A 24,702-nucleotide genomic window follows, 5' to 3' on the forward strand; every position below is an offset into this window, starting at 1 on the left:
AAACCGGTGGTCATCAGCGATGACAGGGAATTCGCGCTATATAAGCCCGGAGGGGGTAGCCATGCAATGGTTCTGCTATAGATAGTGCCTTGACACCGCCCGAAAGGGGGCCCAATTCCCTTTGAACCGCTGTAAGGTTCAAGCCGACAGTTTTAAGCCAAATTCCCATCCATCGACCGCCCCGGCAGAACGCGATCGGGTGATTCGGTCCCGAGATCGCTCAATGTCAGCCAAACCAGACCTCAAGATCGTGCTTTGTTCTCCCCGCGGCTTCTGTGCCGGGGTGGTCCGGGCGATCGACACCGTGGAACGGGCGCTCGATAAGTACGGCGCCCCCGTCTATGTTCGCCACGAGATTGTGCACAACAAGTACGTCGTCGATGGGTTGAAGAAGAAGGGCGCCATCTTCGTCGAGGAGCTCGCCGAAATCCCCGAGAATACCACCGCCCCGGTGGTGTTCTCGGCCCATGGCGTACCGAAATCGGTTCCGGCCGACGCCCAGTCCCGCAACCTGTTCTCGCTGGATGCGACTTGCCCGCTGGTGACCAAGGTGCATCGCGAGGCCGCGATCCATTTCAAGCGCGGCCGCGAGATCTTCCTGATCGGCCATTCCCACCATCCCGAGGTAGTCGGTACGCTCGGCCAGCTGCCGCCCGGCGCAGTGACCCTGATCGAGACCGCCGAGGATGCCAAGACCATCACGCCGAAGGACCCCGACAACCTCGCCTTCGTGACGCAGACCACGCTGTCGATCGACGACACCGCGGAGATCGTCGCGCTGCTCAAGGAACGCTTCCCCAACATCAACGGGCCGCACAAGGAAGACATCTGCTACGCCACCACCAACCGCCAGCTCGCGGTGAAGAAGGTGGCGCCGGTGGTGGACGCGCTCATCGTGGTCGGTGCTCCCAACTCGTCGAACTCGCAGCGCCTGCGCGAGGTTGCCGAGCGCGAGGGCTGCAAGATCGCGGTGCTGGCGCAGCGCGCCGCGGACCTCGACTGGAGCAGGTTCGGCAACATCAAGAGCCTTGGCATCACCGCTGGCGCGTCCGCGCCTGAGGTGATCGTCGAGGAGATCATGGACGCCTTCGCCGAGCGCTACACGCTGCACGTGGAGACGGTCTCGGCCGCGGAAGAGAACGAGTTCTTCCCGTTGCCGCGTCAGGTGCGCCCCGAAGCTGCCGCCGAGTAGACCTTGATGGCGGTCTACACCGACGTCGCCGCCGACGAGCTTGCGGATTTCCTGAAGCAATACGATCTCGGCGAATTGCTCTCCTACAAGGGCATCGCCGAGGGCGTCGAAAATTCCAACTTCCTGCTGCACACAAGCAAAGGCTCGTTCATCCTCACGCTGTACGAAAAGCGCGTGGCAAGGAACGATCTGCCGTTCTTTCTCGCGCTGATGACGCATCTGGCCGAGCACGGCGTCAATTGTCCGCTGCCTGTGAAGGCAAGAGACGGCGAGGCGCTGCGCGAGCTGGCAGGCCGGCCCGCAGCGATCATCACCTTCCTCGAAGGCGTCTGGCCGCGCAAGCCGAACGCGACCCATTGCGCCGGGGTCGGCGAGGGGCTGGCGAAGATGCATCTGGCAGGCGCGAATTTTGCGATCAAGCGCACCAATGCGCTCTCGGTTTCCGGCTGGCGGCCGCTGTTCGACGCAGCTTCAAGCCGCGCCGACGAGGTGCAGCCCGGTCTGCGCGATTTTCTTGCCGCCGAACTTGATTATCTCTCGAGCGGCGTCTGGCCGAGCAACCTGCCCGAAGGCGTGATCCACGCCGACCTTTTCAACGACAACGTCTTTTTCCTCGGCGACAAGCTCTCGGGGATCATCGACTTCACCTTCGCCTGCAACGACATGCTGGCCTATGACGTCGCGATCTGCCTCAACGCCTGGTGCTTCGAGCCGGATCATTCCTTCAACGTCACCAAGGCGCGTGCCTTCCTCAACGCCTATGGCCGGGAGCGCAAGCTGAGCGAAGCCGAAGAGGCCGCGCTGCCGCTGCTGGCGCGGGGCGCGGCGATCCGCTTCCTGCTGACGCGGCTGGTCGACTGGCTCAACGTGCCCGCAGGCGCGCTGGTCAAGCCGAAGGATCCGCTCGAATATGTCCGCAAGCTGCGCTTCCATCAGAGCGTGACGAGCGTGCGCGAATATGGGCTGACCCCGTCGGGACTGGTGGCGTGAGCGAGCTTCCCAATGTCACGATCTATACCGACGGCGCCTGCTCGGGAAATCCCGGGCCGGGCGGCTGGGGCGCGATCCTGAAGTTCGGCGACAAGGAAAAGGAGCTGAACGGCGGCCAGCCGCACACCACCAACAACCAGATGGAATTGATGGCGGCGATTTCGGCGCTCGAAGCGCTGAAGCGGCCGTGCACGGTCGACCTCTACACCGACAGCCAGTATGTCCGGCAGGGCATCACCGGCTGGATCTTCGGCTGGAAGCGCAACGGCTGGCGCACCGCCGACAAGAAGCCGGTGAAGAATGTCGAGCTATGGCAGCGCCTCGACGCAGCGCTGAAGCAGCACGAGGTCCGCTGGCACTGGGTCAAGGGCCACGCCGGCCACCCCGAGAACGAGCGCGCCGACCAGCTGGCGCGCGACGGCATCGTCATGGCGCGGTTGCAGCAGCGGGTGAGGGAGTAGGGGGCGCCATCGTCGCCTCATTCACCACTGTCATCGCCCGGCTTGACCGGGCGATCCAGTACTCCGATAGGTTTCTGATTCAACCGAGAAGCCTCGGCGTACTGGATGCCCCGCCTTCGCGGGGCATGACAGCGTCATGTGTGGCTAAGACCGGTGGCGCCTCACAGCTGCCCGAGCAGCGTATCGCCGCCGGAGACCTCGACCTTGCCGGGCATCGCCTCGAGGTTCAGCTTCTTGACCACGCCGTCCTCGATCAGCATCGAATAGCGCTTGGAGCGGATGCCGAGGCCGTTGGCGGAGGCGTCCAGCTCCATGCCGATCGCCTTGGTGAAGTCGGCATTGCCGTCGGCGAGGAAGACGGCCTCGTCGCGCTGGTCGGTGTCGCGCTTCCAGGCGTTCATGACGAAGGCGTCGTTGACGGAGACGATGGCGATGGTGTCGACACCCTTGTCCTTCATGGCATAGGCGTTGAGGAAGATGCTCGGCAGATGCATCTTGTGGCAGGTGCCGGTATAGGCGCCGGGGACCGCGAACAGCGCCACCTTCTTGCCCTTGAAGATGTCGTCGGTGGTCTTCACCTGCGGGCCTTCCGCCGTCATCACGCGGAATTTCGCCTCGGGCAGCTTGTCGCCAATCTGGATCGCCATCGTCACTCTCCCTGAAAATCGGTCCCGCTTTTTAGACCGGGCGGCGGGCCTGCACAATATTGCCGGCGGCGGAAGCGGCGAGGATGGCGGCCGTTCACCGTGATGTCATCAGCCGGCAAAACCGCCGCCGTCGAGGAAGGCCTGCTCCTCCTCGGTGGTGTCGCGGCCGAGGAGACGGTTGCGGTGGGGAAAGCGGCCGAACCGCGCGATGATATCGGCGTGGTCGCGCGCGTATTTCAGGCTTTCGGCATTGTCGGTGTTTTGAAACAGCGCGACGCAGTGCAACTGGTCGGCTAGGTGCTCGGAATGCATGAAGGGCAAATAGAGGAATTCGAGCAGGAGGGGATCGACCCTGCGATCGACGCCGCGCGCGATGGCGCGGCGGGCGACGTCGCGCGCCTGTGCGTCGCTGGCAAAGGCCTGCGGCGTGCCGCGAAACATGTTGCGGGGAAACTGGTCGAGCACGATGACGAGTGCCAGCACGCCGTCGTCGCTTGTCTCCCATGAGGCAAGCTCGCCGGCGGCCGCCTTCTGCCACAGCGAGAGAAAGCGGCGTCGTATCTCCGCATCGAAATCATCGCTGCGCTCGTACCAGCGTTGGCGCCCGGCCTCTCGCCAGAAGGCGAGAACGCCTGATGGCGTGATGTCGCGGGCGTCAGCCATGAACGGAGGCGCGCCTTACGCCGCCTCCGCCTTCTTCTCGTCGCGCAGCTGCCGACGCAGGATCTTGCCGACATTGGTCTTCGGCAGGTCATTGCGGAATTCGACGTGCTTGGGCACCTTGTAGCCGGTGAGCTGGTCGTGACAGAACTTGATCACGGCATCCGCCGTGAGGTTCGGGTCCTTCTTCACCACGAAGGCCTTCACCGCTTCGCCCGACTTGGAATCGGGGATGCCGATCACGGCGCATTCGAGCACGCCTGGATGGCTCGCGATGACTTCCTCGACCTCGTTCGGATAGACGTTGAAGCCGGAGACCAGGATCATGTCCTTCTTGCGGTCGACGATCTTGATATAGCCCCTCTCATCCATCACGCCGATGTCGCCGGTGCGGAAATAGCCGTCCGCGGTCATCACCTTGGCGGTTTCTTCCGGCCTGTTCCAGTAGCCGGACATCACCTGCGGGCCCTTGGCGCAGATCTCGCCCGCCTGGCCGAGCGGGACCTCGTTGCCCTCGTCGTCCCGGATCGAGATGTAAGTCGACGGCACGGGGATGCCGATCGAGCCGGCGAACTCGGTCGCCGTGGGCGGATTGCAGGTCAGGACAGGCGACGTCTCCGACAGGCCGTAGCCCTCGGCGATGCTGCAGCCTGTGATGTTCTTCCATTGCTCGGCAACGGGGCGCTGCACCGCCATGCCGCCGCCGTTCGAGATCTTCAGCTTGGAGAAGTCGAGCTTCTTGAAGTCGGGATGGTTCATCAAGGCGTTGTAGAGCGTGTTCACGGCCGGGAAGGTGTTGACCTGGTATTTCGCCAGCTCCTTGATAAAGCCGGGTATGTCGCGCGGGTTCGGGATCAGCAGGTTGCAGCCGCCGGCGCGCACAGCCAGCAGATAACAGGCCGTCAGCGCGAAGATGTGATAGAGCGGCAGCGCGCAGACGATCATGAGCTGCTCGACATGCGGCGGAGAAGCGAGCGCCGGCTGCAGCCAGGCATCGTTCTGCAAGACGTTGGCGACGATGTTGCGATGAAGCAACGTCGCGCCCTTGGAGACGCCGGTGGTGCCGCCGGTATATTGCAGGAAGGCGACGTCACCGGGCGACAGCTTCGGCTTGTTGAACGTCATGCCGCGGCCGGCGGACAGCGCGTCGTTGAAGGAGACCGAGCCCGGCAACGACCAGGCCGGTACCATCTTTTTGACCCGGCGGACGACGAGGTTGACGATCACGCCCTTGAAGCCGAGCAGGTCTCCCATGCTGGCGACGATGACGTGCTTCACCTGCGTCTTCGCGATCACCTGCTCGACGGTGTGGGCGAAGTTCTCCAGCACGATGATCGCTTCGGCGCCCGAATCCTTCAGCTGGTGCTCGAGCTCGCGCGGCGTATAGAGCGGGTTGACGTTGACCACCGCGAAACCGGCGCGCAGCACGGCGGCCGTCGCGACCGGGTATTGCAGCACGTTCGGCATCATGATGGCGATACGCGCGCCGCGCTGCAGCCCGCGGCCCTGCAAGTAAGCGGCAAGCGCGACCGACATCTGGTCGAGGTCGCGATAGCTGATCGACTTGTCCATGCAGATGAATGCCTTGCGGTCGGCGAACTTGGTGAAGCTCTCCTCCAGCAGGTCGACCAGCGATGCGTATTGCGTCGGCTCGATATCGGCAGGCACGCCGGGCGGATATTGCTTGAGCCAGATGCGCTCCATGGAAGACTCCCCTCATTGACCAGGGCCCGTTGTTCTCGGGCTTGCCTCGTTGTCGCCAGTATCCAGCTTGCCGGAACGGGTGGCAAGCCGTCGTGGCTTAGGGCAAAGGTCGGGCCGTCGCTACTGGAATCGTCGCAAAACGGTGCTGCCGCAGGTGCGAAGCGGGGCTGCGGTTTAGTGCCGAGCGGCGTTAACTGTTGTTGGCCGGCTTGGCCGCGGCGGGAGGCTTCGTCGCAGCGGGGGTCGTCGCTGCCTTGGGCTTGGCGGGCTTCGCCGCCTGATCGCCGCCGGCCGAAGGCTTCTCGGCGGGCTTCGCCACCGCATCCGGCTTGGTCGCGGCATGCTTGGCGCCAGCCGGCTTGGTTGCGGCCGGTTGGGGCGTGGCCGGCTTGGCCGCCTTGCCGTCAGTCGGCTTGGCATCCGGCTTGGCCGCCGCGGTCTTGGTGTCCTTGGGCTTATCGGCCGGCTTGTCGGCGGCGTCTGGCTTCTTGGCGACGCGCGGCTTCTTGGCGCGCGGCTTGGACGCGGCCTGCTGGTCGGCATCGGCTGCCACAGCGGCAATCAGGGCGGTGCCGGTGCGGGTCGGGCCGGTATAGACCAGCACGGGCTCGGTCGGAGCCGCAGCCGAGGCCATCAGCTCGGAAGCTTTCATCAGCGGCGGCTGCAGGCCTGCCGTGAAGAAGGTGAACTGGGCCGCGCCGCCGGTGGCGGAGCCCGATCCGGTCGCGCCGCCACTGGCCGCAATCAGCGCATCGTCGTCGTCGCTGGCCGGCCGCTTGCGGTTGGGTCCGCACATCTCGTCGCGCAGGTTCGGCGGCGTGGCATCGACCGGCACGAGATTGTCGACCGTGCCGAGCGAGGGGCGCAGCCAGGTGAGGTTGTCCGGAGCGAAGCCACGCTCCAGGAGCTGCGCCGCCTTCACCGCGCGTGCCGTGCCGGAGTTTGCACCGAGCACCACCGCGATCAGCCGGCGGCCGTTGCGCGTGGCCGAGGCGACGAGGTTGTAGCCGGAGGCGCAGATGAAGCCGGTCTTGAACCCGTCGGCGCCGGGATAGCGGCCGATCAGCTTGTTGAAATTGCCGGTGACGCGCTTGCCGAAGCGGATCGCCGGGATATGCATGTAGTACTCGTATTCCGGCAGGTCGCGCAGGAAGGACCGCGCCAAGATGCCGAGGTCGCGCGCAGAGGTGATCTGGCCTTCGGCGGGCAGGCCGTTTGGATTGACATAGCTCGTCTGCGCCATGCCGAGCTTCCTCGCGGTGTCGTTCATCACCGCGGAGAAGCCGTCGACCGAGCCGCTGACGCCTTCGGCGAGCACCACGGCCATGTCGTTCGCCGACTTGACCATCATCATCTTCAGCGCGTTGTCGACGGTGACTTGGGTTCCCGGGCGGAACCCCATCTTCGATGGCGATTGCGAGGCCGCGGTCGGCGACACCGTGAGCAGCGTGTCGAGCGTCAGCCTGCCGTCCTTGACCGCCTTCAGCGTCACATAGGCGGTCATGATCTTGGTGACGGAGGCCGGGTACCAGGGAAGGCTCGCGTTTTCGGCCTGCAGCACCTTGCCGCTGTCGGCCTCGATCAGCAGGAGCGCTTCGGCGCTCGCCGTGCGCGGCGCGAGCGTCGCGGCACAGGCGAGCGTCGCAGCGAACAGGTTGAACAGGGATTTGCGAAGCAGCGGGCGAAGGGCGTGCACTATCCGATTCCGGTCCTTGGAGATCCGCCTGATACGGCCGGTTCTCGTGATCTGATTGTCGGTTCTGAAATCCAGCGCCGCCGCTTGCGGCGTCGCAAACCTATACCGGCTGGTGCGTCGAGAATAGGGGGATCGGCGCGGTATTCCGCAACGAAGTAGGCCGAATTTCGACGGTCCTCTCGGGACTTGCTAGGGGGATTTGGCAGCTGTCGCGGCAGCCTCGGCGGCCGTCACGCTGGCCCGTGCGTTCTCCTGCACCATGAACTGGGCCTTGGCCATCTCGGCAAAATGGCCGCCTTTGGCCACGAGTTCATCGAAAGTTCCGGTTTCGATCACCCGTCCATTCTCGAACACCAGGATCCGCGTGGCGTTGCGGATGGTGGAGAGGCGATGGGCGATCACGAAGGTGGTGCGGCCCCTCATCACTTCGTCGAGAGCGGCGTTCACCTTGACCTCGGTGACCGCGTCGAGCGCGGAGGTCGCCTCGTCCAGGATCAGGATCGGCGGGTCCTTCAGCAGGGCGCGGGCGATCGAGAGCCGCTGCCGTTCGCCGCCGGAGAGCATGCGGCCGCGCTCGCCGGCATTGGTCTCGAAGCCGCCGCTGCGTTCGATGAATTCCAGCGCCTGCGCGCGCTCCGCCGCCTTACGCATCTCGGCCTCGGTCGCATCCGGCTTGCCGACGCGCAAGTTCTCCGCGATCGAGCGGTTGAACAGCAGCGCTTCCTGGAACACGACACCGATGTTCCGCCGCAGCGAGGTCAACGTGACGCCGCGCACGTCCATGCCGTCGATCTTGATGACGCCGGATTGCGGATCGAAGGCCCGGTGCAGGAGCGCAATCGCGGTGGACTTGCCGGCCCCGGTCGGGCCGACCAGCGCAATGGTCTGGCCCGGCAGCGCGGTGAAGGTGAGGTCCTCGATCGCCGGCCGCTTGCCGTCATAGGAGAACGTGACGTCGTTGAACTCGACGAGGCCCGACAGCCTGCCGGCATCGATTGCGTCGGGCCGGTCGTGCACCGCGGGCACGGCGTCGAGCACATTGAAGAACTCGCGCAGCCGCGGAGCTTCCATGAACACGTTGTTGATGAAGCTGACCACCTGCTCGAGCTTCTGGATCAGCAGCGTCGCGAAGCTCACGAACATCACGATCTCGCCGACCGAGGTCAGGCCCTGGTCGTGCAACGCGATGCCGAGGGTGAAGATCGCGAGCACCGTGATGGTGGTGGAGGCGCGCGTGATCACCGTGACCAGCGCCCACCACGACAACACCGGCATCTGCGCGGCCAGCAGCTCGTCGGCGACCGAGCGCAGCCCCTTGACCTCGGATTCGACGCGCACGAAGCTCTGCACCAGCGCGACGTTGCCGAGCGCATCAGACGCGCGCGCGGAGAGCTCGCTGTAGTGCTCCTCGACCGCCATCTGCATGCCGAAGGTCCTGCGCACCACGAAGGTGGTCAGCGCCGTGAAGACGATGCAGAGCACGAACAGGAGGATCGCCAGCCGCCAGTTCAGGTAGAGCGACAACGGCAGCAGCACCAGGACCGAAAGGATCGCGGCAAAATGCTCGCGGAAAAAGCCGAGCCACAGCCGCCACAGCGCGTCCGTGCCGTTGAGCATGACCTTCATCAGCCGGCCGGAATGGGTGCCGGAGTGGAAGGTCAAGGGCAGCTGCAGGATGTGCTCGAAATAGTCGGTCAGCACCGCCTGGCGCTGACGATGCGAGAGCCGGTCGGCCTGCAAGGCCACCAGCGCGCTGCAGACGATGGTGAACAGTCCGAACGCGACCCAGGCGACCAGGAACGGCCAGGCCGAGCTCGAGCCGGCCACGGTCTTACCCGAGAGCACGTCGACGATCCGGCCGAACAGCACGGGCTCGGCGAACTGGGATCCCGCCAGCAGGAGGTTGGCGACCGCGAGCAGCCAGCCCAGCCGCGCCTCCTTGCCGAGCAGCTCAAGAACGCGGGTGTAGAGTCGGAGAATGGACATGCGGGCGGGGGACTCGGTGACGACGGAGCTCACATTCTAAGCAGGGACCGCCGCGAGATACAGCGCAAGCTTTCAGTTTTGCTCAGTTGATCAGCCGCTCTGCCAGCGGCGGCAGGAACTGGCCGTCGAAGACGTCGCGAGCCGTCGGCCGTTTGCGGAATTTGAAGTCCCGCGCGATCTGATCGATCGAACGTTCCAGGCGCGCCGGCTCGACGCCGCCGAGGCCGTTGCGCTTGACCTCGTCGGTCAGGATATTGTCGGCAAGGACCGCGTGCAGGCGCTTCAGCTCCAAATTGCGGTCGCCGTCGTCGATGCGGCTCGCGGCCTCCTCCGCCGCACGCGCCGGCTCCCTGGCCGTCGCGGTGATGCCCGCAATCAAGGCGCGGACGAAGCCTTTCACGGCATCCGGCTTCGCTGCGGCGAAGGCGGTGTTGGCGACTACGGCAAAGCCGTAGGCCTCACAGCCGTAGTCCGCATAGCGCAGCACGACGAGATCGGCTTCGGGTACGCCGCGATCGCGCAGGTTCACCGCCGAGAGATAGCTGAACCCGGCGACGGCATCGACCTGTCCTGCGGACAGGATCGGCTCGCGCACCGCGGCACTGATCTTGTGGAATTTGACGTGCGATGCCTTGATGCCGTTCTGCTGCGCCAGCGCCGGCCACAGTCGCATCGACAGATCGCCGTCGGCAACGCCGACGGTCTTGCCGTCGAGGTCGGGCAGGAGACGGATGCCGCGGCTTTTGCGCGCGACGATCGCGTAAGGCGCGCGGTCGAACAGCACGAACACGGCCTTGACCGGCGCCGCGTCGTCCTTGTCACGAAAGCGTATCAGCTCGTTGATGTCGACGAGCGCGAGCTCGCTGTCGCCTTTGGCGAGCCGTGCGAGCGCCTCTGGCGATCCGCTCGCGCTGTTGAAGGACACGTTGAGATGCTCGGCGCCGAACCTGCCGTCCTTCGCCGCAAGGAAGAATGGCGCCATGCTCGCATCGATAGGACGGTCGAAGGTGAAACGGATGGCGGTCGAGGGAGTGCCGCTCTCGGCCGCAATGCATTCGCGCACCGTCGATGCGGTGAACGCGATTGCAAGGGCCAACAGGCATTGAAGGGCGATCGTCTTGAATCCGGACATCGGTCGCGCCGGCCCCGCAATGTTATGGTTTCGTGACGCTTGGCAAGCGCCGGCCCGCGACGAACGTGCGCGCGCGAACATGAACGGCGGATGAGCGGGCTTGCGGCATCGTTACGCAACCCCGTTCAGCTTGTGTTGGGATTGGGGAACCTACTTAGGTGGTGAGTGTTTGACAGACATCAGCCTGTCGTCAGGCACAATCCGAGGTCCCAAGGAGGGTCCAGATCATGTTTGACAGCCTTTCGAAGTTCGTCGGCCGCAAGGCCGTTCTGGCCACGGCCGCCGTGGTGGCCCTGACTGCCGCTGCACCCACCGCCTCTTACGCTGGCGGTCGTCATTGGCATGGCGGTGGCGGCGGCGCCGCTGCTGCCGCGATGTTCGGCCTCGCCGCGACCGGCCTCGCGATCGCAGCCAGCCGCAATGCCTACGCCTATGATCCGGGTCCGGGTTACTATTACGAGGGCGGCCCGGTCTATTACAGCGGCCCCGGCTATGGTTCCTATTACTACGACTCGGGCCGCCGCTACACCTATGGCGGCTACAAGAACCCCTGCGCCCACGGCTATTCCGGCTACAGCTGCTATTGACGGATCGGCCATTCTGATCGACGAACAGGCCGTCGCGCTTGCCGCGGCGCCCTGTTTTTTGCTTACATTGCCGCGTGTTAACACGCCGGCCATTTGTTTCGAGTAGTTTTGCGTACCATGAGTGATTCGCTTGAGCGGCTATATCTGGCTGTGCTCGCGGCCAGAGACCTTGATCCGGCAACATCGCGCACGGCCCGGCTGTTTCAGCGTGGGCCCTCAAAAATGGCAAAGAAGCTCGCCGAAGAGGCCATCGAAGTCGTCATCGATGCGGTCAATGGCGATAGCGAGGCCGTGATCCGGGAAAGCGCCGACCTGCTCTACAATCTCACCGTGCTGTGGGCTTCGGCCGGAGTGCGCCCCGAGGACGTCTGGCGGGAAATGACGCGGCGGGAGGACATGCTCGGAATTGCCGAGAAACTGCCGAAGTCGCCGCCGAAATTGCCCAAAGTCGCGTCACCGCGCATAGCCTCGCGGCGGCCTATTGTCGCGCTCGACGGCCGTGCCGCGCGCAAGCGCCACTAGAAGCGTCACAAATCGCTCAAAAACTGGCGATGGACAAATCCGTCCCATGGTGCTTCATCGCGGCGCCATGCTGAAACGAATGTACGACTGGTGCATCGACGCCGCCCACAAGCCCTATGCGCTCTGGATCATGGGCATCGTGTCCTTCGCCGAAAGCTCCTTCTTTCCGGTCCCGCCGGATGTGATGCTGATTCCGATGTCCCTGGCGCGGCCGCAGCGCGCCTGGTTCTATGCCGCGATCTGCACCGTGACCTCGGTGCTCGGCGGCGTCGTCGGCTACGCCATCGGCGCGCTGCTGTTCGACTCGGTCGGCCAGTGGCTGATCCAGGTCTACGGCCTCGCCGACAAGGTTGACGCCTTCCGCGCCTCCTATGCGGAATGGGGTGCGGTCATCATCCTGCTCAAAGGACTGACGCCGATCCCCTACAAGCTCGTCACCATCACCTCGGGCTTTGCCGGCTACAACATCCTCCTGTTCGTCCTGTGCTCGATCGTCGCGCGCGGCGGACGCTTCTTCGTCGTCGCGATCCTGCTCAACCGCTACGGTGACTGGATCCGGGTCAGGATCGAGCGGCATCTCGGATTGTGGGTCGCGCTCGGCGCGATCGTGCTGGTGCTCGGCTTCGTTATCGCCATCAAGCTGATCTAGAGCCGCGGCGCTTTGCCGCCGCGCCGGCTTCGGCTACGGTTGTCGTCATGATGGTTCGATCCGGCAATCCGGCGGCACGGCATGGGACGCTGATGTCGACAGCGCTGCTGCTGCTGCTGCTCGCTGCCGGAGGGACGGCCCGGCCGCAATCCGCCCCGCCGGCGCTCGGCCTTCAGCAGCAGGGAGCGCAGGCCGGCCCGTCGCCATCGACGCCCGCTCCCTCGGCGCCGCCGGCGCGCGAGGAGAATCCCGGGCTGATCAACGAAATGGGCAAGCTGTTCGACAAGCTGCCTTCGATCCTGCCGCCGATCAAAAGCCCCAGTGAAACCATGGATGACCTGTCGCGGCTGGCCAAGCCTTCGACCATGGTGTCGGGGCGCGTGATCTGCCCGGTCTCTGCGAACGGCGCGCCCGACTGCAAGCAGGCGGCCGACCAGCTCTGCCAGGGCAAGGGCTACAAGGAAGGCAAGAGCCTGAACGCCGACTCCGCGGAAAAATGCTCGGCCAAGGTCCTGATCCCGGGCCGGCAACGTAAACCGGACGACTGCCGCACCGACACTTTCGTGACCAGCGCGCTGTGCCAGAACTGAAGGCCGGCGCGCGAGAACCAAGGAGCGCCCATGAGCCGCACGGAGCAGGACTTCCTCGGACAGCGTGAGATCGCCGACGACATCTATTACGGCGTCCAGACCATCCGGGGTAAGGAGAACTTCCACATCACCGGCATTCCGATGAACCAGGAGCCTTACTTCGTGAAGGCGCTCGGTTACGTCAAGAAGGCCGCCGCGATGGCCAATCGCGACCTCGGCGCGATCGACGCCAAGGTCGCGGACGCCATCATCCTCGGCTGCGACCGCGTCATCGCGGGCGACATGATGGATCAGTTCGTCACCGATTTCATCCAGGGCGGTGCCGGCACGTCGACCAACATGAACGCCAACGAGGTGATCGCGAACCTCGCGCTGGAATCGCTCGGCTTTGCCAAGGGTGACTACCAGCACGTCAGTCCGAACGATCACGTCAATTACGGCCAGTCCACCAACGACACCTATCCGACCGCCTTTCGGCTGGCCCTGATCCTGCGGCTCAAGAGCTACATGACGGCGTTGCGTCAGCTCCAGGAAGCCTTCTTCGCCAAGGGACGCGAGTTCGAGCGGGTGCTGAAGATGGGCCGCACGCATCTGCAGGACGCGGTGCCGATGTCGCTCGGCGCGGAATTCCGGGGCTGGGGCACCACGATCGGCGAGGAGGTCGACCGCATCTCGGAAGCGCGCGCGCTGCTGCGCGAGATCAATCTCGGCGCCACCGCGATCGGCACCTCCGTCACGGCGGCGGTCGGTTATCCCAAGCTCGCCGTCCGGCACCTCAGCGCGCTCACAGGCGTCGATTTCATCCTCGCCGGCGATCTCGTCGAGGCGACCTCCGACACCGGCGCCTATGTGCAGCTTTCCGGCGTTCTCAAGCGCACGGCCAGCAAGCTGACGAAAATCTGCAACGACATCCGCCTGCTCGCTTCCGGTCCGCGCGCGGGCTTGAACGAGATCAACCTGCCGCAGCTTCAGCCGGGCTCCTCGATCATGCCCGGCAAGGTCAATCCGGTCATTCCCGAAGTCGTCAACCAGACCAGCTTCCTCGTCATCGGCCTCGATACCACGGTGACGCTGGCGGCAAGCGCCGGCCAGCTCCAGCTCAACGTGATGGAGCCGGTGATCTCGTTCGCGCTGTTCTTCTCGATCCGCACCATGGAGCGCGCGGTCAACAGCCTGCGCGAGAATTGCGTCGTCGGCATCACCGCCAACGAGGAGCACACCCGCAACATGGTGCTGAACTCGCTCGGCATCGTCACGGTGCTGAAGCCGCTGCTCGGCTACAAGCAATGCGCCGAGATCGCGCGCGAAGGCTACAAGACCGGCAAGTCGCTGCACCAGATCGTCGTGACCGAACGCAAGCTGCTGACGCAGGAGAAGTGGGACGAGATGTTCTCGTTCGAGCGGCTGATCAACCCGGATTTGATCGGGTAGGCGGTCGCTGTCATTCCGGGGCGCGCGAAGCGCGAGCCCGGAATCCATTTCGCCACGCGTGCTGACGCCCGATGGATTCTCTGATGCGCAATCGCGCATCATAGCTCGACGCTCCGCCTCGTCCCGGAATGACGGGTGAGGAATTCCGCTGCTTGGAATTGCGGGAATGGCCTCCGCTGCGGCGCCAAAACGCAATACTTGACAGTGGAAAGATTGCCTTGTTGGTATGGCTCCCAACTTCAATTTGACCGGCTGAGAGGATCGTACCGCAATGTCCATGCCTGCCTTGTTCAAGGGGCGCCTGTCGATCCCCGTGATCGGCTCGCCGCTCTTCATCATCTCGGTGCCCGATCTCGTGATCGCGCAGTGCAAGGCGGGTGTGGTCGGCTCGTTTCCGGCGCTGAATGCGCGGCCGCCGGAGCTGCTGGACGAATGGCTGGCGCGGATCACCGAAGAGCTCGCGGCCTATGACCGCGCTCATCCCGACAGGCCGTCGGCGCCGTTCGCGGTCAACCAGATCGTGCACAAGTCGAACAACCGGCTCGACCACGACATGCAGCTCTGCGCCAAGTACAAGGTGCCGATGATCATCTCCTCGCTCGGCGCCCGCGAGGAGCTGAACCAGGCCGTGCACGGCTGGGGCGGCATCGTCTTCCACGACGTGATCAACCAGAAATTCGCGCACAAGGCGATCGAGAAGGGCGCCGACGGCCTGATCCTGGTCGCGGCCGGCGCCGGCGGCCATGCCGGCACCATCTCGCCGCTGGCCTTCGTGGCCGAGACACGAAAATGGTTCGACGGTCCGATCGCGCTGTCGGGTGCGATCGGCAACGGCAAGGCGATCCGCGCCGCGCGCATCTTGGGGGCCGACTTCGCCTATATCGGATCGGCCTTCATCGCGACCAAGGAGGCCAATGCGGTCGAGAAGTACAAGGAGATGATCGCGGGCTCGAGCGCCGACGACATCGTCTATTCCAATCTCTTCACCGGCGTGCACGGCAATTATCTGAAGCCCTCGATCCTGGCGGCGGGCATGGACCCCGAAAATCTGCCGACGTCCGATCCCTCCAAGATGAACTTCGGCACCGACGCCTCCGGCGAGCGCGCCAAGCCGAAGGCCTGGAAGGAGATCTGGGGAAGCGGCCAGGGCATCGGCAGCATCGACAAGGTCGTGCCGGCGGCCGAGCTGATCGCGCGCTTCAAGAAGGAATACGACGAAGCGATCGATCCGCCGTTGTGATCGCACCCAGATCGAGTGCTGCATGCCCCCCATTTACCGCGTCGACGGCAACGACGTCGTCACCAGCCCCGATGCAGCCGGCCCCTGGGACCGGCGCATGCAGCACGGCTCGGCACCGGCATCGCTGGTGACATGGGCGGCTGAGCGCATCCCTGCGGCGGTGCCGATGGATGTCGCGCGCGTGACCATCGATCTGATGCGCCCGGTACCGGTGGCGCCGCTCACGATCGCCACCGAAATCTTGCGCGAGGGCCGCAAGATCCAGCTCTGCGGGATCAAGCTGCTCGCCGACGGCGTGCAGGTGGTCGGCGCCACCGTGCTCAAGATCAGGCGCCAGGCGCTGACGCTGCCCGACGAGGTCGAGGAACTTCCGGTCACGTTGCCGTCGCCGGAGGATTCATTGGTCGAGGACGGTCACGCCGCCACCAGCCCGTTCGTGCGATCGGTCTCGATGCGCGCCGCGCGCGGCCGCTTCGGCCAGGCCGGCGCCGGCGCGATCTGGTTTCGTGTCGACCATCCGCTGATCGAAGGCGAGGCCGTCTCGCAGGCGATGCGCGCCGTGGTCGCCGCCGATTTCTCCAACGGCACCGCCTCGACGCTCGACTTCCGTGCCTGGACCTACATCAACGCCGACCTCACCGTGAGCTTTGCACGCCAGCCGGTCGGCGAGTGGATCCTGCTCGACGGCGATTCCTGGATCGGCCCCGACGGCGCGGGCCTTGCGATGTCACGCCTCGCCGACCGCCAAGGCTATTTCGGCCGCGCGGTGCAGAGCCTCGTGATCGAGAAGCGGTGAGAGGCGCTATGTGCGATCAGCCGGGCGATGACACCGATCGTGTGAGAGCTCTCTCGCGTATCGCGGGATTGAACGGCAGACTTCCGCCGCCGCGGAAGGGATGCAAGGTCGTGTTCGACCAGGGCATCCTGCCAGTTCACACACCGTAGAAGATCTTGATCCCCCACAGCACCACGATGATGGCCGTGATCAACGTGATCGCGGCGACTGCACTTTCCAGGGAAGCGACTCTCATTTCACTCTCCGCTTCCCAGCCCCGTCAGCGGTCTAGTTGATTCCCTGATTCGCCGGCAATTGCGCGGGCATCGCCGTCGCAGACTCCGTTGCGGGCTGTGGTGCCGAAGCAACAACGACACCGTAGAATTCCGGAGTATTTACCCCACCATCCGGTCCCGCCCGCTCCAGAAGCCCGCACGCAGCACCTTCTTGTCGACCTTGCCGACCCCGGTCATCGGCAATTGCTTGACGAATTGGATCTGCTTGGGCGCGTGCGCCGAGCCTTTTCGCGTCTTCACCAGGTTGATCAGCTCGTCCGGATCGGGCTTCGTCCCTTCACGCGGGACGACGATGGCGGTGACGGCTTCGCCCCATTTCTCGTCGGGAATGCCGACGACCGCGACCATCGCCACGTCCGCGTGCTGCGACAGGACGTCCTCGACCTCGCGGGGGAAGATGTTGAAGCCGCCTGTGACGATCATGTCCTTCTTGCGGTCGAGGATGAACATGTAGCCGCGCTCGTCCTGACGTGCGATGTCGCCGGTGTGGACCCAGCCGTTCTTCAGCGTCTCGGCGGTGATATCGGGCCGCTTCCAGTACTCCGCCATCACATGCGGCGCGCGCACGCAGATCTCGCCGGCCTCGCCCGTCTTCACCTCCTGGTCGTTGTCGTCGAGGATCTTGACCTCGCAGGCCGCGATCGGGAAGCCGCAGGACAGGAACAGCTCCGGCCGCTGGGGATCGTGGTCGGCCTTGCGCAGCACCGAGATCGGATAGCATTCGGTCTGCCCGTAGAGCTGCGAGAACACAGGGCCGATGCGTTCGATGCCCTCCAGCAGTCGGCTCGGCGACATCGCGGAGGCGCCATAGAGCACGAGCTCGAGCGAGGAGAGGTCGGTCTTGCCGAGCGCGGGCTGATCGAGCAGCACATAGATCATGGTCGGAACGAACAGCGTGAAGTTGATGCGCTCGCGTGCGATCGTTGACAGCACGGCTTCGGGATCGAAGCCTTTCAGCATGTGCACGGTGCCGCCGCGCATCAGGGTCGGCAGCACCTTCGTGCCCGCGACATGGCTGATCGGCGCGACCGTGAGGTAGCGCGCAGCCTCGGGGATCTCGAAGTCGGCCAGGATCGCGCCGGCGGCGCCGGCATTTTCGCGGTGATAGCGCAGCGCGCCCTTGGATTTTCCGGTGGTGCCGCCGGTGTAGTTCAGTGTGGCGAGATCGTCGGAGCTGGCGAGGCACTGTGCGCTGGCGTGCCCCGCACTCTCGACCGCCGCCAGCAGATCGACGCCGTAGCCGGCCGGTCCCATGTTGAAGACCGCCTTGAGCCGGCCGGCCTTCGCGGCGAGCTCGCCGCCGCGGTCGCGGAAGGCGGCCGCATCCACCACCAGCATCTCGGCTTCGGAATCCTCGAGCTGAAACAGCTGGTCCTCCAGCGAGCCCAGAGGGTGGAGCCAGGTGATGCAGAGGCGGGCCAATTGGGCGGCGACGCCGGCGCACCAGCTGTCGGCGCGGTTCGCGGTGAGGAAGGCTACGCGGGCGCCGGGCTCGAAGCCGAGCCGCATGAACACGCCCTGGATCCGTCCGATCAGGTCGATGGCACCCCGATAGCTCAGCGATCCCTCGGGCCAGGCGAAAGCAATGCGGTCGGGATAGCGCGACAGCGCCCGTAGCGTCTGCGCACAAGCCGGGGATGATGCGTGGAGCGGATCAGGCATATGTTTCCTCGTTGCTTTGTCACCGGCTTATGGCGTGCCAATGTTGCTGACGACGCTAGCACAGAGACTGCGGGAGGAAACCACAAAGCCCGCGCGAGGGAGGCATGCATGCCATCAGATCGACTGCAACGCTTCCGCGATCGTCTTGCTCTGCCGCTGATCGCGGCGCCGATGTTTCTGGTATCGGGCGTCGAGCTCATGGTTGCAGCCTGCCGCAACGGGGTGATCGGCAGCTTTCCCACCGCGAATTGCCGTGGCGCGGAACAGCTCGATGAATGGCTGACCGAAATCAAGCTGCGGCTGCGGCAGCATGAAGATCAAACCGGGCGAAAGGCAGCGCCACTTTGCCCGAACTTGATCGTCCACCGCTCCAATGCGCGGCTGGAGCAGGATCTCGCCGTGCTGCTGCGGCACAAGCCGGAGATCGTCATTACGTCGGTCGGCTCGCCGGCGCCAGTCTTGAAGCTGCTGCACGACGCCGGCGCCCTGGTGCTGGCGGACGTGGCCTCGATCCGCCATGCCGAACGCGGCGCGGAAGCGGGGGCGGACGGGCTGGTCCTGCTCACTGCCGGTGCTGGCGGCCAGACCGGCTGGCTCAACCCGTTCGCCTTCGTCCGTGCGGTGCGCGCATTCTACGACGGCATCATCGTGCTCGCGGGCGGAATTAGCGACGGTCGCGCGCTGCGTGCCGCCGAAGTGCTCGGCTGCGATCTCGCCTATATGGGCACGAAGTTCATCGCGACGCGTGAGAGCATGGCGGACGAGCGTCACAAGCAGATGCTGGTCGAGAGCAGCGCCGACGACATCTTGCTCACCACCGCGTTCACGGGCTTGCAGACCAGCATGCTGAGGCCATCGATCGCGGCCGCCGGGCTCGATCCCGACAATCTGCCGGCGCGCGGCGCGATCAATATCACTGAGGATATCGACGTCGCCGCCCGCGACAGCCGCCCCAAGCGCTGGCGCGATATCTGGAGCGGTGGGCATTCGACCTCGGGTGTCACCGATGTGCTCGCGGTCGAGGATCTCGTTGCGCAGACCATCGCCGAATATCGGGAAGCGGGTGGGCGGTAGCGTCGTCGCCTCTCCCATAGGGGATCGGGCAGGGTTAATCCCGCATGCCTCCGGCCCATCCCACTTAACGGCGGATTAACCATCGCCAGCCAAGAATCCCTCTTGTGGCCGCCAATCAGGACGAGAGGGACAGGCGATGGACTTCAATTATCTCAACGGCAAAACGGCTGCGACCCTGGACGAGATCCGCGTCCGCGTCGCCCATGCGCTGGCCCGCCACCCGCTGTGTCGCAACGTCCGGTTTGACATCGTCAGCGTCCCCCGGACCCGCCGCGGCGGCAATTGGACGGTGACGCTGCAATCGGTCGAGCCGCGCGCGGTCTGGGAAGCCTCGGAGATCGTCGCCGACATCCAGGATGCCTATGACCTTGCGGCAGCAGCCTGATTTCGTTGGGGGTTTCCGGGCGATGTCGCCTTAGTCCGCGCGATTGCCGCCGCAATAGCACGGTTCAGCCTTAATTATCGCCCAGTTTCCGGGCAGTGATCACGTGGACTTGAAGTCGGACGCGGAGAGACGTTTGTCCAAAGCCATCACCATCGTCGCGCTGACCTGTTTCCTCGTCCTCGGCGCCGCCACCACCGCCATCCTCGGCCGCGACAGCGTTCCCAGCGTCAGCGCCGCGATGATCGCCGAGACGCCCCCAGCCAAGCCGCTCGCAACCAACCGCGCCGCCAAGGCCGACCGTCTGGTTCCGACGCTCGCGCTGGCCTCGGCCGCGATTGAGCCGGTCCAGGTTGCCGCCGACAAGCTGGCGCAGGCACCGGTCCTGACCGAGCCGCTGCGTCAGGCCTTCGCCGCCGCCACCCCCTCCGATTTTCCGATGCCGAAGCCGAGCGCGCACGAGGCGCCCGCCGCGACCGAGGTTCCGGCCGTCGAAGTTCCGGCCAAGCCGAAAGTCGTCGCCAAGCCGCAGCCGCAAAAATCCTACTCGCTGCTGTCCGACGTGCAGATCGCAGGCATCAGGGATCGCCTGAAACTCTCCTCGTCTCAGGAATATTACTGGCCCTCGGTCGAGACCGCGCTGCGCAACGTCGCGCGCAAGATCCAGGCGAACAGGCTGTCGAATCCGAATGCACCGCCCAGCGCACAGATCGATCCGAATTGCGACGAGGTGCAGCAGCTGAAGTCGGCCGCGATGCCGCTGTTGTTCCAGCTTCGCGACGACCAGAAGGAAGAAGTGCGCAAGCTCGCTCGCCTCATCGGGCTTGAGAAGGTCGCGCAGCAGATCTGACGCACGCGGTTCCTCGTCGAGGAGCCGCGGCTTATCAGGAACATCTGGCAATCCCCACGCGTTGCCCGCTCCGAAAGAGGGAGTGGACAAATGCGCGCCTCGACAGCCTATTTTGTCGGTGCCGGAACCATCGTCGCGGCCATCGCCATTGGTCTCGGTGGCGGCATCGTCGCCGGCAACATCATGAATCCGGTTGCGTCAAAACAGGGGCCGGACACCAGCAAGATGGCGCAGCGCGCGGCAAGTCCCACGCCGGTCAGCACCAACGCTCCCTCCGAGCGCGTGAACTATCTCACCGGCTCGCAAGCCTTCGGTGCGATGATCGCCGCGCCCGCACAGGCCGAAGCAAAGTCTGAACCCGCAAAACCCGACACGCCAACCACGCAGGCGAATGTCGCACCCGCGCCGCAACCCTCGCAAGCCGCTGCAGTCGAGCCGCCGAAGCCCGCCGCTGCGCCACAGGCCGCAAGGCCTGCCGAGCAGCAGGCCTCGACCGAGCCGTCGTCCTTACCGAATAACGCCTATGCCAAGGCAAGGGATTCCGATGTGAAGCGCGCCGCGTCCGAACGGCGCCGAGCCGAGCGTCGCGAGCGCTGGGCCGAGCGCCGCTATTATTACGAGTCCCGCGAGCCGCGCGGCCTGCGCGACCGCACCGATTGGGATGACGTCGCGCGCAACATCCGCGAGGATTCCGATGCGCGCGATTACGCGGGGCGGTCGCGCAGCGGCTTCCCGCAGATCAGGCTGTTCGGGCCTGACGACGATTAGCACCTGACACGGGGATCAAGCGGAGCGGTCGCGCCAGCGACCGTCACGTCATTCCGGCGCGCCGCAACCCCTCGAGATAGTGCGTACGATCCTCTTCCCGCAGCATCGGCAGCTCGCGCGTGATCCAGGCCAGCGAGACCTCGGGCTGGGTGCGGCGCAGGCCTTCCAGGGCGGATGCCGCGAGGGCGGGATCGCCGAGCATGCCGGCGGCGGCCGTCAGCACGCGGTGGGCGCCGACGAAATCCCCGCGCTGGCGCATCGATTCCCGAGCCATCTGCACGGCGCCCGCGTAGTCGCGGCCGACGAACCGGGCATAGGCCGCAACCCCGCAATAGATCGCCGCGAGCGGGTCGCGCGGGCTCAGCCGCAGCGCGCGGCGGGCGGCGGCATCGCCGTCCTGCCAACGTCCGGCATAGCACAGCGTCACGCCGTGGAAGGCATGCGCCATCGCGAAATTCGGATTGAGCCGCAAGGCCAGCTCGAATTCAGCCAGCGCGTCGTCGAAGCGGCGGCGGAACAGGTAGGTGTAAGCAAGGCCGTGATGGGCCCAGGCATCCTCGCGGTCGGCCTCCACCGCCGCGAGCGCCGCACGCTCGGCGACCGGCATGGTGGCAGCCATGTCGGCCCAGCCCATATGCGCGCCGAAGATATGGCTGGTGGCGAGCAGGCCGAGCGCCTTGCCATAGGCGGGATCGACCGCGACCGCTTCTTCCAGCAACTTCTGCGCGGCGGCATTGTCCTCGCGGGTGATGCGCCAATAATGCGACAACGCGCGCATCACGAGGTCCCATGCATCCAGGCTGCCCGGCGGCTTCTGCTGGGCCCGGAAGCTTTCGGCAGCATAGAGCTGCGGCTCGATGGCGGCGACGATCGCTTCCGTGATCTCGTCCTGCACGGCGAAGATGTCGGCGAGCTCGCGGTCGTAGCGTTCGGCCCAGAGATGGCTGCCGGTCGAGACGTCGTTGAGCTGGGCCGAGATGCGCACCCGTTCGCCGCTCCGCCGCACGCTGCCCTCGACCACGTAGCGCACCCCGAGCTCCCGCGCGACCTCGTGGATGTGCACGGCGCGGCCCTTGTAGACGAAGGAGGAGTTGCGCGCGATGACGAAGAACCAGCGCAGCTTCGACAGCGCCGTGATGATGTCCTCGCTGATACCGTCGGAGAAATAATCCTGCTGGACCTCGCCGCTCATATTGGTGAAGGGCAGCACAGCGATCGCGGGCCGCTCCGGCAGAGCGAAGGTGGCCTGGGACGGGGCGATCCGGACCGGCTCCGGCGCGACCGCGCCGATTTGCGTCTGGACGTCGCCGACGAAGCGAAAACCCTTGCGGGTGATGGTGCGGATCAGCGACTGGCTCGCGCCATCGTCGCCGATCGCCTTGCGCGCCGCGTTGATCCGGCTGGTCAGGGTGGATTCGGAGACGCTGCGCCCGTGCCAGATCTTGTCGATCAGCTCGTCCTTGCTGACGACCCGGTCGCGGTTCTGCATGAGGTGGACGACGAGGTCGAAAACCTGCGGCTCCACGGCAATGGGAACCTGCTCGCGGCTCAGCTCGCGCCGGTCGGTATCGAGAAGGTGGTCCCGGAACAGAAACTGCACGTCGAAAACTCGGGCCTCATTGCGAAATCGGGCAAACAAACAAAATGAAATTTGGGTCGAAAGATCGTGTGTCTGCCGAAGGGGGCGTTTGGTTCATCGCAATCGCGTGATGGCAGCCATGTGGTTTTCCGAGGGGAATACATCCGCAGCTAGAATGTTGCGGTGTAAATCTGGCGACGAGATCAGGCGCCCCTCCAGCACCGTCATCCTGGAGCGCGGGAGCGTAGCGCAGGCCCTCTCAGCGACAACGGCTTCGCCATTGCGCGGGAATGCCGTTTTAGTGTCGCGCACAACGGGGGATGCCCTTTGCCGATCTGCCCTGCGTACGTAAGGTACACCGACAGAAAACACCAACCCAGAAGAAGTGTCCATGCCTGCTTTCCCCGCCGCCACCACTGTGCTCGACTCCCTGCTGTTTCGCGACGCCTTCGGTACGCCTGAGATGCGCGAGGTGTTCTCGGACGTCGCGACGGTCGCACGCTATGCCGAGGTCGAGGTGGCGCTGGCGAAGGCGGAGGCGAAGTGCGGTGTGATCCCACACGAGGCGGCCGCAGCGATCGCGGCGCGGACCGACATCGGCGCGCTCGACTTCGATCTGCTCAGGCAGGAGACCGATGTCGTCGGCTACCCGATCCTGCCTTTGGTGCATCAAATGGTGAAGCAATGCGGCGAGGCGGGCCGCTACGTGCATTGGGGCGCCACCACGCAGGACATTATGGACACCGCCGTGGTGCTGCAACTGCGCGCCGCGCTCGAGATCGTCGAACGTGACATCGCCGAGCTGCGCAAGATCCTCGCCGATCTGTCGAAGCGCCATCGCGACACGGCGATGGCGGGCCGCACCCATCTGCAACAGGCGCTGCCGGTGACCTTCGGCTACAAGAGCGCGATCTGGCTCGCGATGTTCGACCGCCACGCCGAGCGGCTGGCGCAGCTGAAGCCGCGCGTGCTGGTCGGTCAGTTCGCCGGCGCGGCCGGTACGCTGGCGTCGCTCGGCGACAGGGGGTTCGAGGTGCAGGAGGCGCTCTGCAACGAGCTGAAGCTCGGCGTTCCCGCCTCGACCTGGCACGTAGCGCGCGACGGCTTCGCCGAAGCCGTGAACTTCCTTGCTCTCGTCACCGGCTCTCTCGGCAAGATCGCGCTCGACATCATGATCATGGCCTCGACCGAATTCGCCGAGGTCTACGAGCCCTTCGTCAAGGGGCGCGGCGCCTCCTCGACCATGCCGCAGAAGCGCAACCCGATCTCCTCGGAATTGATGCTTGCGGCCTCCAAGGCGGTGCGCCAGCACGCCGGCCTGATGCTCGACGCCATGGTGCAGGATTTCGAGCGTGCCACCGGCCCCTGGCACGCGGAATGGATGGCGATTCCCGAAAGCTTCGTGCTGGCCGCCGGCGCGCTGCACCAGGCGAAGTTCGCGCTCGCGGGCCTCATCGTAGACGAGGCGAAGATGAACGACAATCTCGCCATCAGCCGCGGCCTGATTGTGGCCGAAGCGGTCATGATGGGCCTCGCCCCGCAGATCGGCCGGCAGGAGGCGCACGACGTCGTCTATGACGCCTGCCGTCAGGCCAACGAGAAGGGAATGACCCTTGCTGACGCGCTATCCGCAGATTCACGGATATCGAGCCACATCGATCGTGCCACAATCGAGGCGCTCACTTCACCGAAAAATTACCTCGGCCTTGCGCCCGCCATGGTCGACCGGGTGCTGGCATCGGCAACGCGTTGAAAACCAAAATGCGTGAAACTGCGTATCTTTCCAAGGGCGCAAGACGCTCGCATACTTGTGCCCCGCGATGCTAGAC

Annotated in this window: 23 protein-coding genes; 15 read left to right on the plus strand and 8 right to left on the minus strand. The window is 65.2% G+C overall.

Annotation, left to right across the window (positions count from 1 at the left end; genetic code table 11):
* The first annotated feature begins 223 nt into the window (after positions 1 to 223).
* Genes ispH through rnhA form a run of 3 tightly spaced genes read left to right on the plus strand, consistent with a single transcriptional unit; the run spans position 224 to position 2,643 of the window.
* Positions 224 to 1,192, plus strand: a complete 969-nt coding sequence (ispH, locus tag ACTEK7_RS17785) for a 4-hydroxy-3-methylbut-2-enyl diphosphate reductase (RefSeq protein ID WP_035997503.1) — start codon at positions 224 to 226, stop codon at positions 1,190 to 1,192.
* Between the two features lie 6 nt (positions 1,193 to 1,198).
* Positions 1,199 to 2,182, plus strand: coding sequence for a homoserine kinase (locus ACTEK7_RS17790; protein ID WP_057028259.1), 984 nt, complete (start codon positions 1,199 to 1,201; stop codon positions 2,180 to 2,182).
* A complete protein-coding gene (gene rnhA / locus ACTEK7_RS17795) occupies positions 2,179 to 2,643 on the plus strand; it encodes a ribonuclease HI (RefSeq protein WP_035997507.1) in 465 nt (154 codons plus the stop codon). The genes ACTEK7_RS17790 and rnhA overlap by 4 nt, the downstream gene beginning before the upstream one ends.
* Positions 2,644 to 2,804: 161 nt before the next feature.
* Here the strand turns inward: rnhA and ACTEK7_RS17800 are convergent, their stop codons facing one another.
* From ACTEK7_RS17800 to ACTEK7_RS17825, 6 genes are all read right to left on the minus strand, one after another.
* Positions 2,805 to 3,290, minus strand: coding sequence for a peroxiredoxin (locus ACTEK7_RS17800; RefSeq protein WP_028180275.1), 486 nt, complete (start codon positions 3,288 to 3,290; stop codon positions 2,805 to 2,807).
* A gap of 108 nt (positions 3,291 to 3,398) precedes the next feature.
* The gene (locus ACTEK7_RS17805) at positions 3,399 to 3,953 is read right to left on the minus strand and encodes a DUF924 family protein (RefSeq protein ID WP_225146314.1); all 555 of its coding nucleotides are present in this window, start codon (positions 3,951 to 3,953) and stop codon (positions 3,399 to 3,401) included.
* A gap of 15 nt (positions 3,954 to 3,968) precedes the next feature.
* On the minus strand, positions 3,969 to 5,654 hold the full coding sequence (locus ACTEK7_RS17810; RefSeq protein WP_035997514.1) for a long-chain fatty acid--CoA ligase: 1,686 nt from the start codon (positions 5,652 to 5,654) through the stop codon (positions 3,969 to 3,971).
* 190 nt (positions 5,655 to 5,844) lie between these two features.
* Positions 5,845 to 7,350 carry a D-alanyl-D-alanine carboxypeptidase family protein gene (locus tag ACTEK7_RS17815; RefSeq protein WP_225146315.1) on the minus strand — a complete coding sequence of 502 codons (1,506 nt, stop codon included), beginning with the start codon at positions 7,348 to 7,350 and terminating at the stop codon, positions 5,845 to 5,847.
* A 189-nt stretch (positions 7,351 to 7,539) separates the two neighbouring features.
* The gene (locus ACTEK7_RS17820) at positions 7,540 to 9,336 is read right to left on the minus strand and encodes a glucan ABC transporter ATP-binding protein/ permease (protein ID WP_057028254.1); all 1,797 of its coding nucleotides are present in this window, start codon (positions 9,334 to 9,336) and stop codon (positions 7,540 to 7,542) included.
* Positions 9,337 to 9,418: 82 nt separating this feature from the next.
* Positions 9,419 to 10,468 carry an ABC transporter substrate-binding protein gene (locus ACTEK7_RS17825; RefSeq protein WP_225146316.1) on the minus strand — a complete coding sequence of 350 codons (1,050 nt, stop codon included), beginning with the start codon at positions 10,466 to 10,468 and terminating at the stop codon, positions 9,419 to 9,421.
* A gap of 227 nt (positions 10,469 to 10,695) precedes the next feature.
* Here ACTEK7_RS17825 and ACTEK7_RS17830 point away from each other — a divergent pair, with 227 nt between their 5' ends.
* The 7 genes from ACTEK7_RS17830 (at position 10,696) to ACTEK7_RS17860 (ending at position 16,283) form a co-directional block, all read left to right on the plus strand.
* Positions 10,696 to 11,055, plus strand: coding sequence for a hypothetical protein (locus ACTEK7_RS17830; RefSeq protein WP_225146317.1), 360 nt, complete (start codon positions 10,696 to 10,698; stop codon positions 11,053 to 11,055).
* Positions 11,056 to 11,172: 117 nt separating this feature from the next.
* Positions 11,173 to 11,577, plus strand: coding sequence for a phosphoribosyl-ATP diphosphatase (gene hisE, locus ACTEK7_RS17835; RefSeq protein ID WP_035997540.1), 405 nt, complete (start codon positions 11,173 to 11,175; stop codon positions 11,575 to 11,577).
* Positions 11,578 to 11,623: 46 nt separating this feature from the next.
* Positions 11,624 to 12,226, plus strand: a complete 603-nt coding sequence (locus ACTEK7_RS17840; protein WP_081492862.1) for a YqaA family protein — start codon at positions 11,624 to 11,626, stop codon at positions 12,224 to 12,226.
* Between the two features lie 47 nt (positions 12,227 to 12,273).
* The gene (locus ACTEK7_RS17845) at positions 12,274 to 12,816 is read left to right on the plus strand and encodes a hypothetical protein (RefSeq protein WP_036021240.1); all 543 of its coding nucleotides are present in this window, start codon (positions 12,274 to 12,276) and stop codon (positions 12,814 to 12,816) included.
* A gap of 30 nt (positions 12,817 to 12,846) precedes the next feature.
* Positions 12,847 to 14,247 carry an aspartate ammonia-lyase gene (locus ACTEK7_RS17850; protein WP_225146318.1) on the plus strand — a complete coding sequence of 467 codons (1,401 nt, stop codon included), beginning with the start codon at positions 12,847 to 12,849 and terminating at the stop codon, positions 14,245 to 14,247.
* A gap of 271 nt (positions 14,248 to 14,518) precedes the next feature.
* Positions 14,519 to 15,487, plus strand: a complete 969-nt coding sequence (locus tag ACTEK7_RS17855) for an NAD(P)H-dependent flavin oxidoreductase (protein WP_036021244.1) — start codon at positions 14,519 to 14,521, stop codon at positions 15,485 to 15,487.
* Positions 15,488 to 15,509: 22 nt separating this feature from the next.
* Positions 15,510 to 16,283: a thioesterase family protein gene (locus ACTEK7_RS17860; protein ID WP_035997551.1), complete on the plus strand. Its 774-nt coding sequence runs from the start codon at positions 15,510 to 15,512 to the stop codon at positions 16,281 to 16,283.
* Positions 16,284 to 16,657: 374 nt separating this feature from the next.
* Here the strand turns inward: ACTEK7_RS17860 and ACTEK7_RS17865 are convergent, their stop codons facing one another.
* Positions 16,658 to 18,220, minus strand: a complete 1,563-nt coding sequence (locus ACTEK7_RS17865) for an AMP-binding protein (RefSeq protein WP_225146319.1) — start codon at positions 18,218 to 18,220, stop codon at positions 16,658 to 16,660.
* A 108-nt stretch (positions 18,221 to 18,328) separates the two neighbouring features.
* Here ACTEK7_RS17865 and ACTEK7_RS17870 point away from each other — a divergent pair, with 108 nt between their 5' ends.
* The 4 genes from ACTEK7_RS17870 (at position 18,329) to ACTEK7_RS17885 (ending at position 21,294) form a co-directional block, all read left to right on the plus strand.
* Positions 18,329 to 19,294, plus strand: a complete 966-nt coding sequence (locus tag ACTEK7_RS17870; protein WP_225146320.1) for an NAD(P)H-dependent flavin oxidoreductase — start codon at positions 18,329 to 18,331, stop codon at positions 19,292 to 19,294.
* A gap of 136 nt (positions 19,295 to 19,430) precedes the next feature.
* A complete protein-coding gene (locus tag ACTEK7_RS17875) occupies positions 19,431 to 19,679 on the plus strand; it encodes a hypothetical protein (RefSeq protein WP_036021252.1) in 249 nt (82 codons plus the stop codon).
* A gap of 133 nt (positions 19,680 to 19,812) precedes the next feature.
* Positions 19,813 to 20,526, plus strand: a complete 714-nt coding sequence (locus ACTEK7_RS17880) for a hypothetical protein (RefSeq protein ID WP_192893067.1) — start codon at positions 19,813 to 19,815, stop codon at positions 20,524 to 20,526.
* A 90-nt stretch (positions 20,527 to 20,616) separates the two neighbouring features.
* A complete protein-coding gene (locus tag ACTEK7_RS17885; protein ID WP_192893068.1) occupies positions 20,617 to 21,294 on the plus strand; it encodes a hypothetical protein in 678 nt (225 codons plus the stop codon).
* A 43-nt stretch (positions 21,295 to 21,337) separates the two neighbouring features.
* On the opposite strand, the gene ACTEK7_RS17890 is transcribed toward ACTEK7_RS17885, so the two are convergent.
* Complete coding sequence (locus ACTEK7_RS17890) at positions 21,338 to 22,894, minus strand: winged helix-turn-helix domain-containing tetratricopeptide repeat protein (RefSeq protein ID WP_109142357.1); 1,557 nt, start codon at positions 22,892 to 22,894, stop codon at positions 21,338 to 21,340.
* A gap of 370 nt (positions 22,895 to 23,264) precedes the next feature.
* On the opposite strand from ACTEK7_RS17890, the gene pcaB reads away from it, so the two are divergent.
* On the plus strand, positions 23,265 to 24,626 hold the full coding sequence (gene pcaB / locus ACTEK7_RS17895) for a 3-carboxy-cis,cis-muconate cycloisomerase (RefSeq protein ID WP_225146321.1): 1,362 nt from the start codon (positions 23,265 to 23,267) through the stop codon (positions 24,624 to 24,626).
* The last annotated feature ends 76 nt before the right edge of the window (positions 24,627 to 24,702 follow it).

The organism is Bradyrhizobium sp. JHI2711, assembly GCF_056156565.1.

Coding starts and splice junctions, on each gene's coding strand:
- ispH (WP_035997503.1), top strand. CDS start 224: ATGTCAGCCAAACCAGACCTCAAGATCGTGCTTTGTTCTCCCCGCGGC.
- ACTEK7_RS17790 (WP_057028259.1), top strand. CDS start 1,199: ATGGCGGTCTACACCGACGTCGCCGCCGACGAGCTTGCGGATTTCCTG.
- ACTEK7_RS17800 (WP_028180275.1), bottom strand. CDS start 3,290: ATGGCGATCCAGATTGGCGACAAGCTGCCCGAGGCGAAATTCCGCGTG.
- ACTEK7_RS17805 (WP_225146314.1), bottom strand. CDS start 3,953: ATGGCTGACGCCCGCGACATCACGCCATCAGGCGTTCTCGCCTTCTGG.
- ACTEK7_RS17810 (WP_035997514.1), bottom strand. CDS start 5,654: ATGGAGCGCATCTGGCTCAAGCAATATCCGCCCGGCGTGCCTGCCGAT.
- ACTEK7_RS17820 (WP_057028254.1), bottom strand. CDS start 9,336: ATGTCCATTCTCCGACTCTACACCCGCGTTCTTGAGCTGCTCGGCAAG.
- ACTEK7_RS17825 (WP_225146316.1), bottom strand. CDS start 10,468: ATGTCCGGATTCAAGACGATCGCCCTTCAATGCCTGTTGGCCCTTGCA.
- ACTEK7_RS17830 (WP_225146317.1), top strand. CDS start 10,696: ATGTTTGACAGCCTTTCGAAGTTCGTCGGCCGCAAGGCCGTTCTGGCC.
- hisE (WP_035997540.1), top strand. CDS start 11,173: ATGAGTGATTCGCTTGAGCGGCTATATCTGGCTGTGCTCGCGGCCAGA.
- ACTEK7_RS17840 (WP_081492862.1), top strand. CDS start 11,624: ATGGTGCTTCATCGCGGCGCCATGCTGAAACGAATGTACGACTGGTGC.
- ACTEK7_RS17845 (WP_036021240.1), top strand. CDS start 12,274: ATGATGGTTCGATCCGGCAATCCGGCGGCACGGCATGGGACGCTGATG.
- ACTEK7_RS17850 (WP_225146318.1), top strand. CDS start 12,847: ATGAGCCGCACGGAGCAGGACTTCCTCGGACAGCGTGAGATCGCCGAC.
- ACTEK7_RS17855 (WP_036021244.1), top strand. CDS start 14,519: ATGTCCATGCCTGCCTTGTTCAAGGGGCGCCTGTCGATCCCCGTGATC.
- ACTEK7_RS17860 (WP_035997551.1), top strand. CDS start 15,510: ATGCCCCCCATTTACCGCGTCGACGGCAACGACGTCGTCACCAGCCCC.
- ACTEK7_RS17865 (WP_225146319.1), bottom strand. CDS start 18,220: ATGCCTGATCCGCTCCACGCATCATCCCCGGCTTGTGCGCAGACGCTA.
- ACTEK7_RS17870 (WP_225146320.1), top strand. CDS start 18,329: ATGCCATCAGATCGACTGCAACGCTTCCGCGATCGTCTTGCTCTGCCG.
- ACTEK7_RS17875 (WP_036021252.1), top strand. CDS start 19,431: ATGGACTTCAATTATCTCAACGGCAAAACGGCTGCGACCCTGGACGAG.
- ACTEK7_RS17885 (WP_192893068.1), top strand. CDS start 20,617: ATGCGCGCCTCGACAGCCTATTTTGTCGGTGCCGGAACCATCGTCGCG.
- pcaB (WP_225146321.1), top strand. CDS start 23,265: ATGCCTGCTTTCCCCGCCGCCACCACTGTGCTCGACTCCCTGCTGTTT.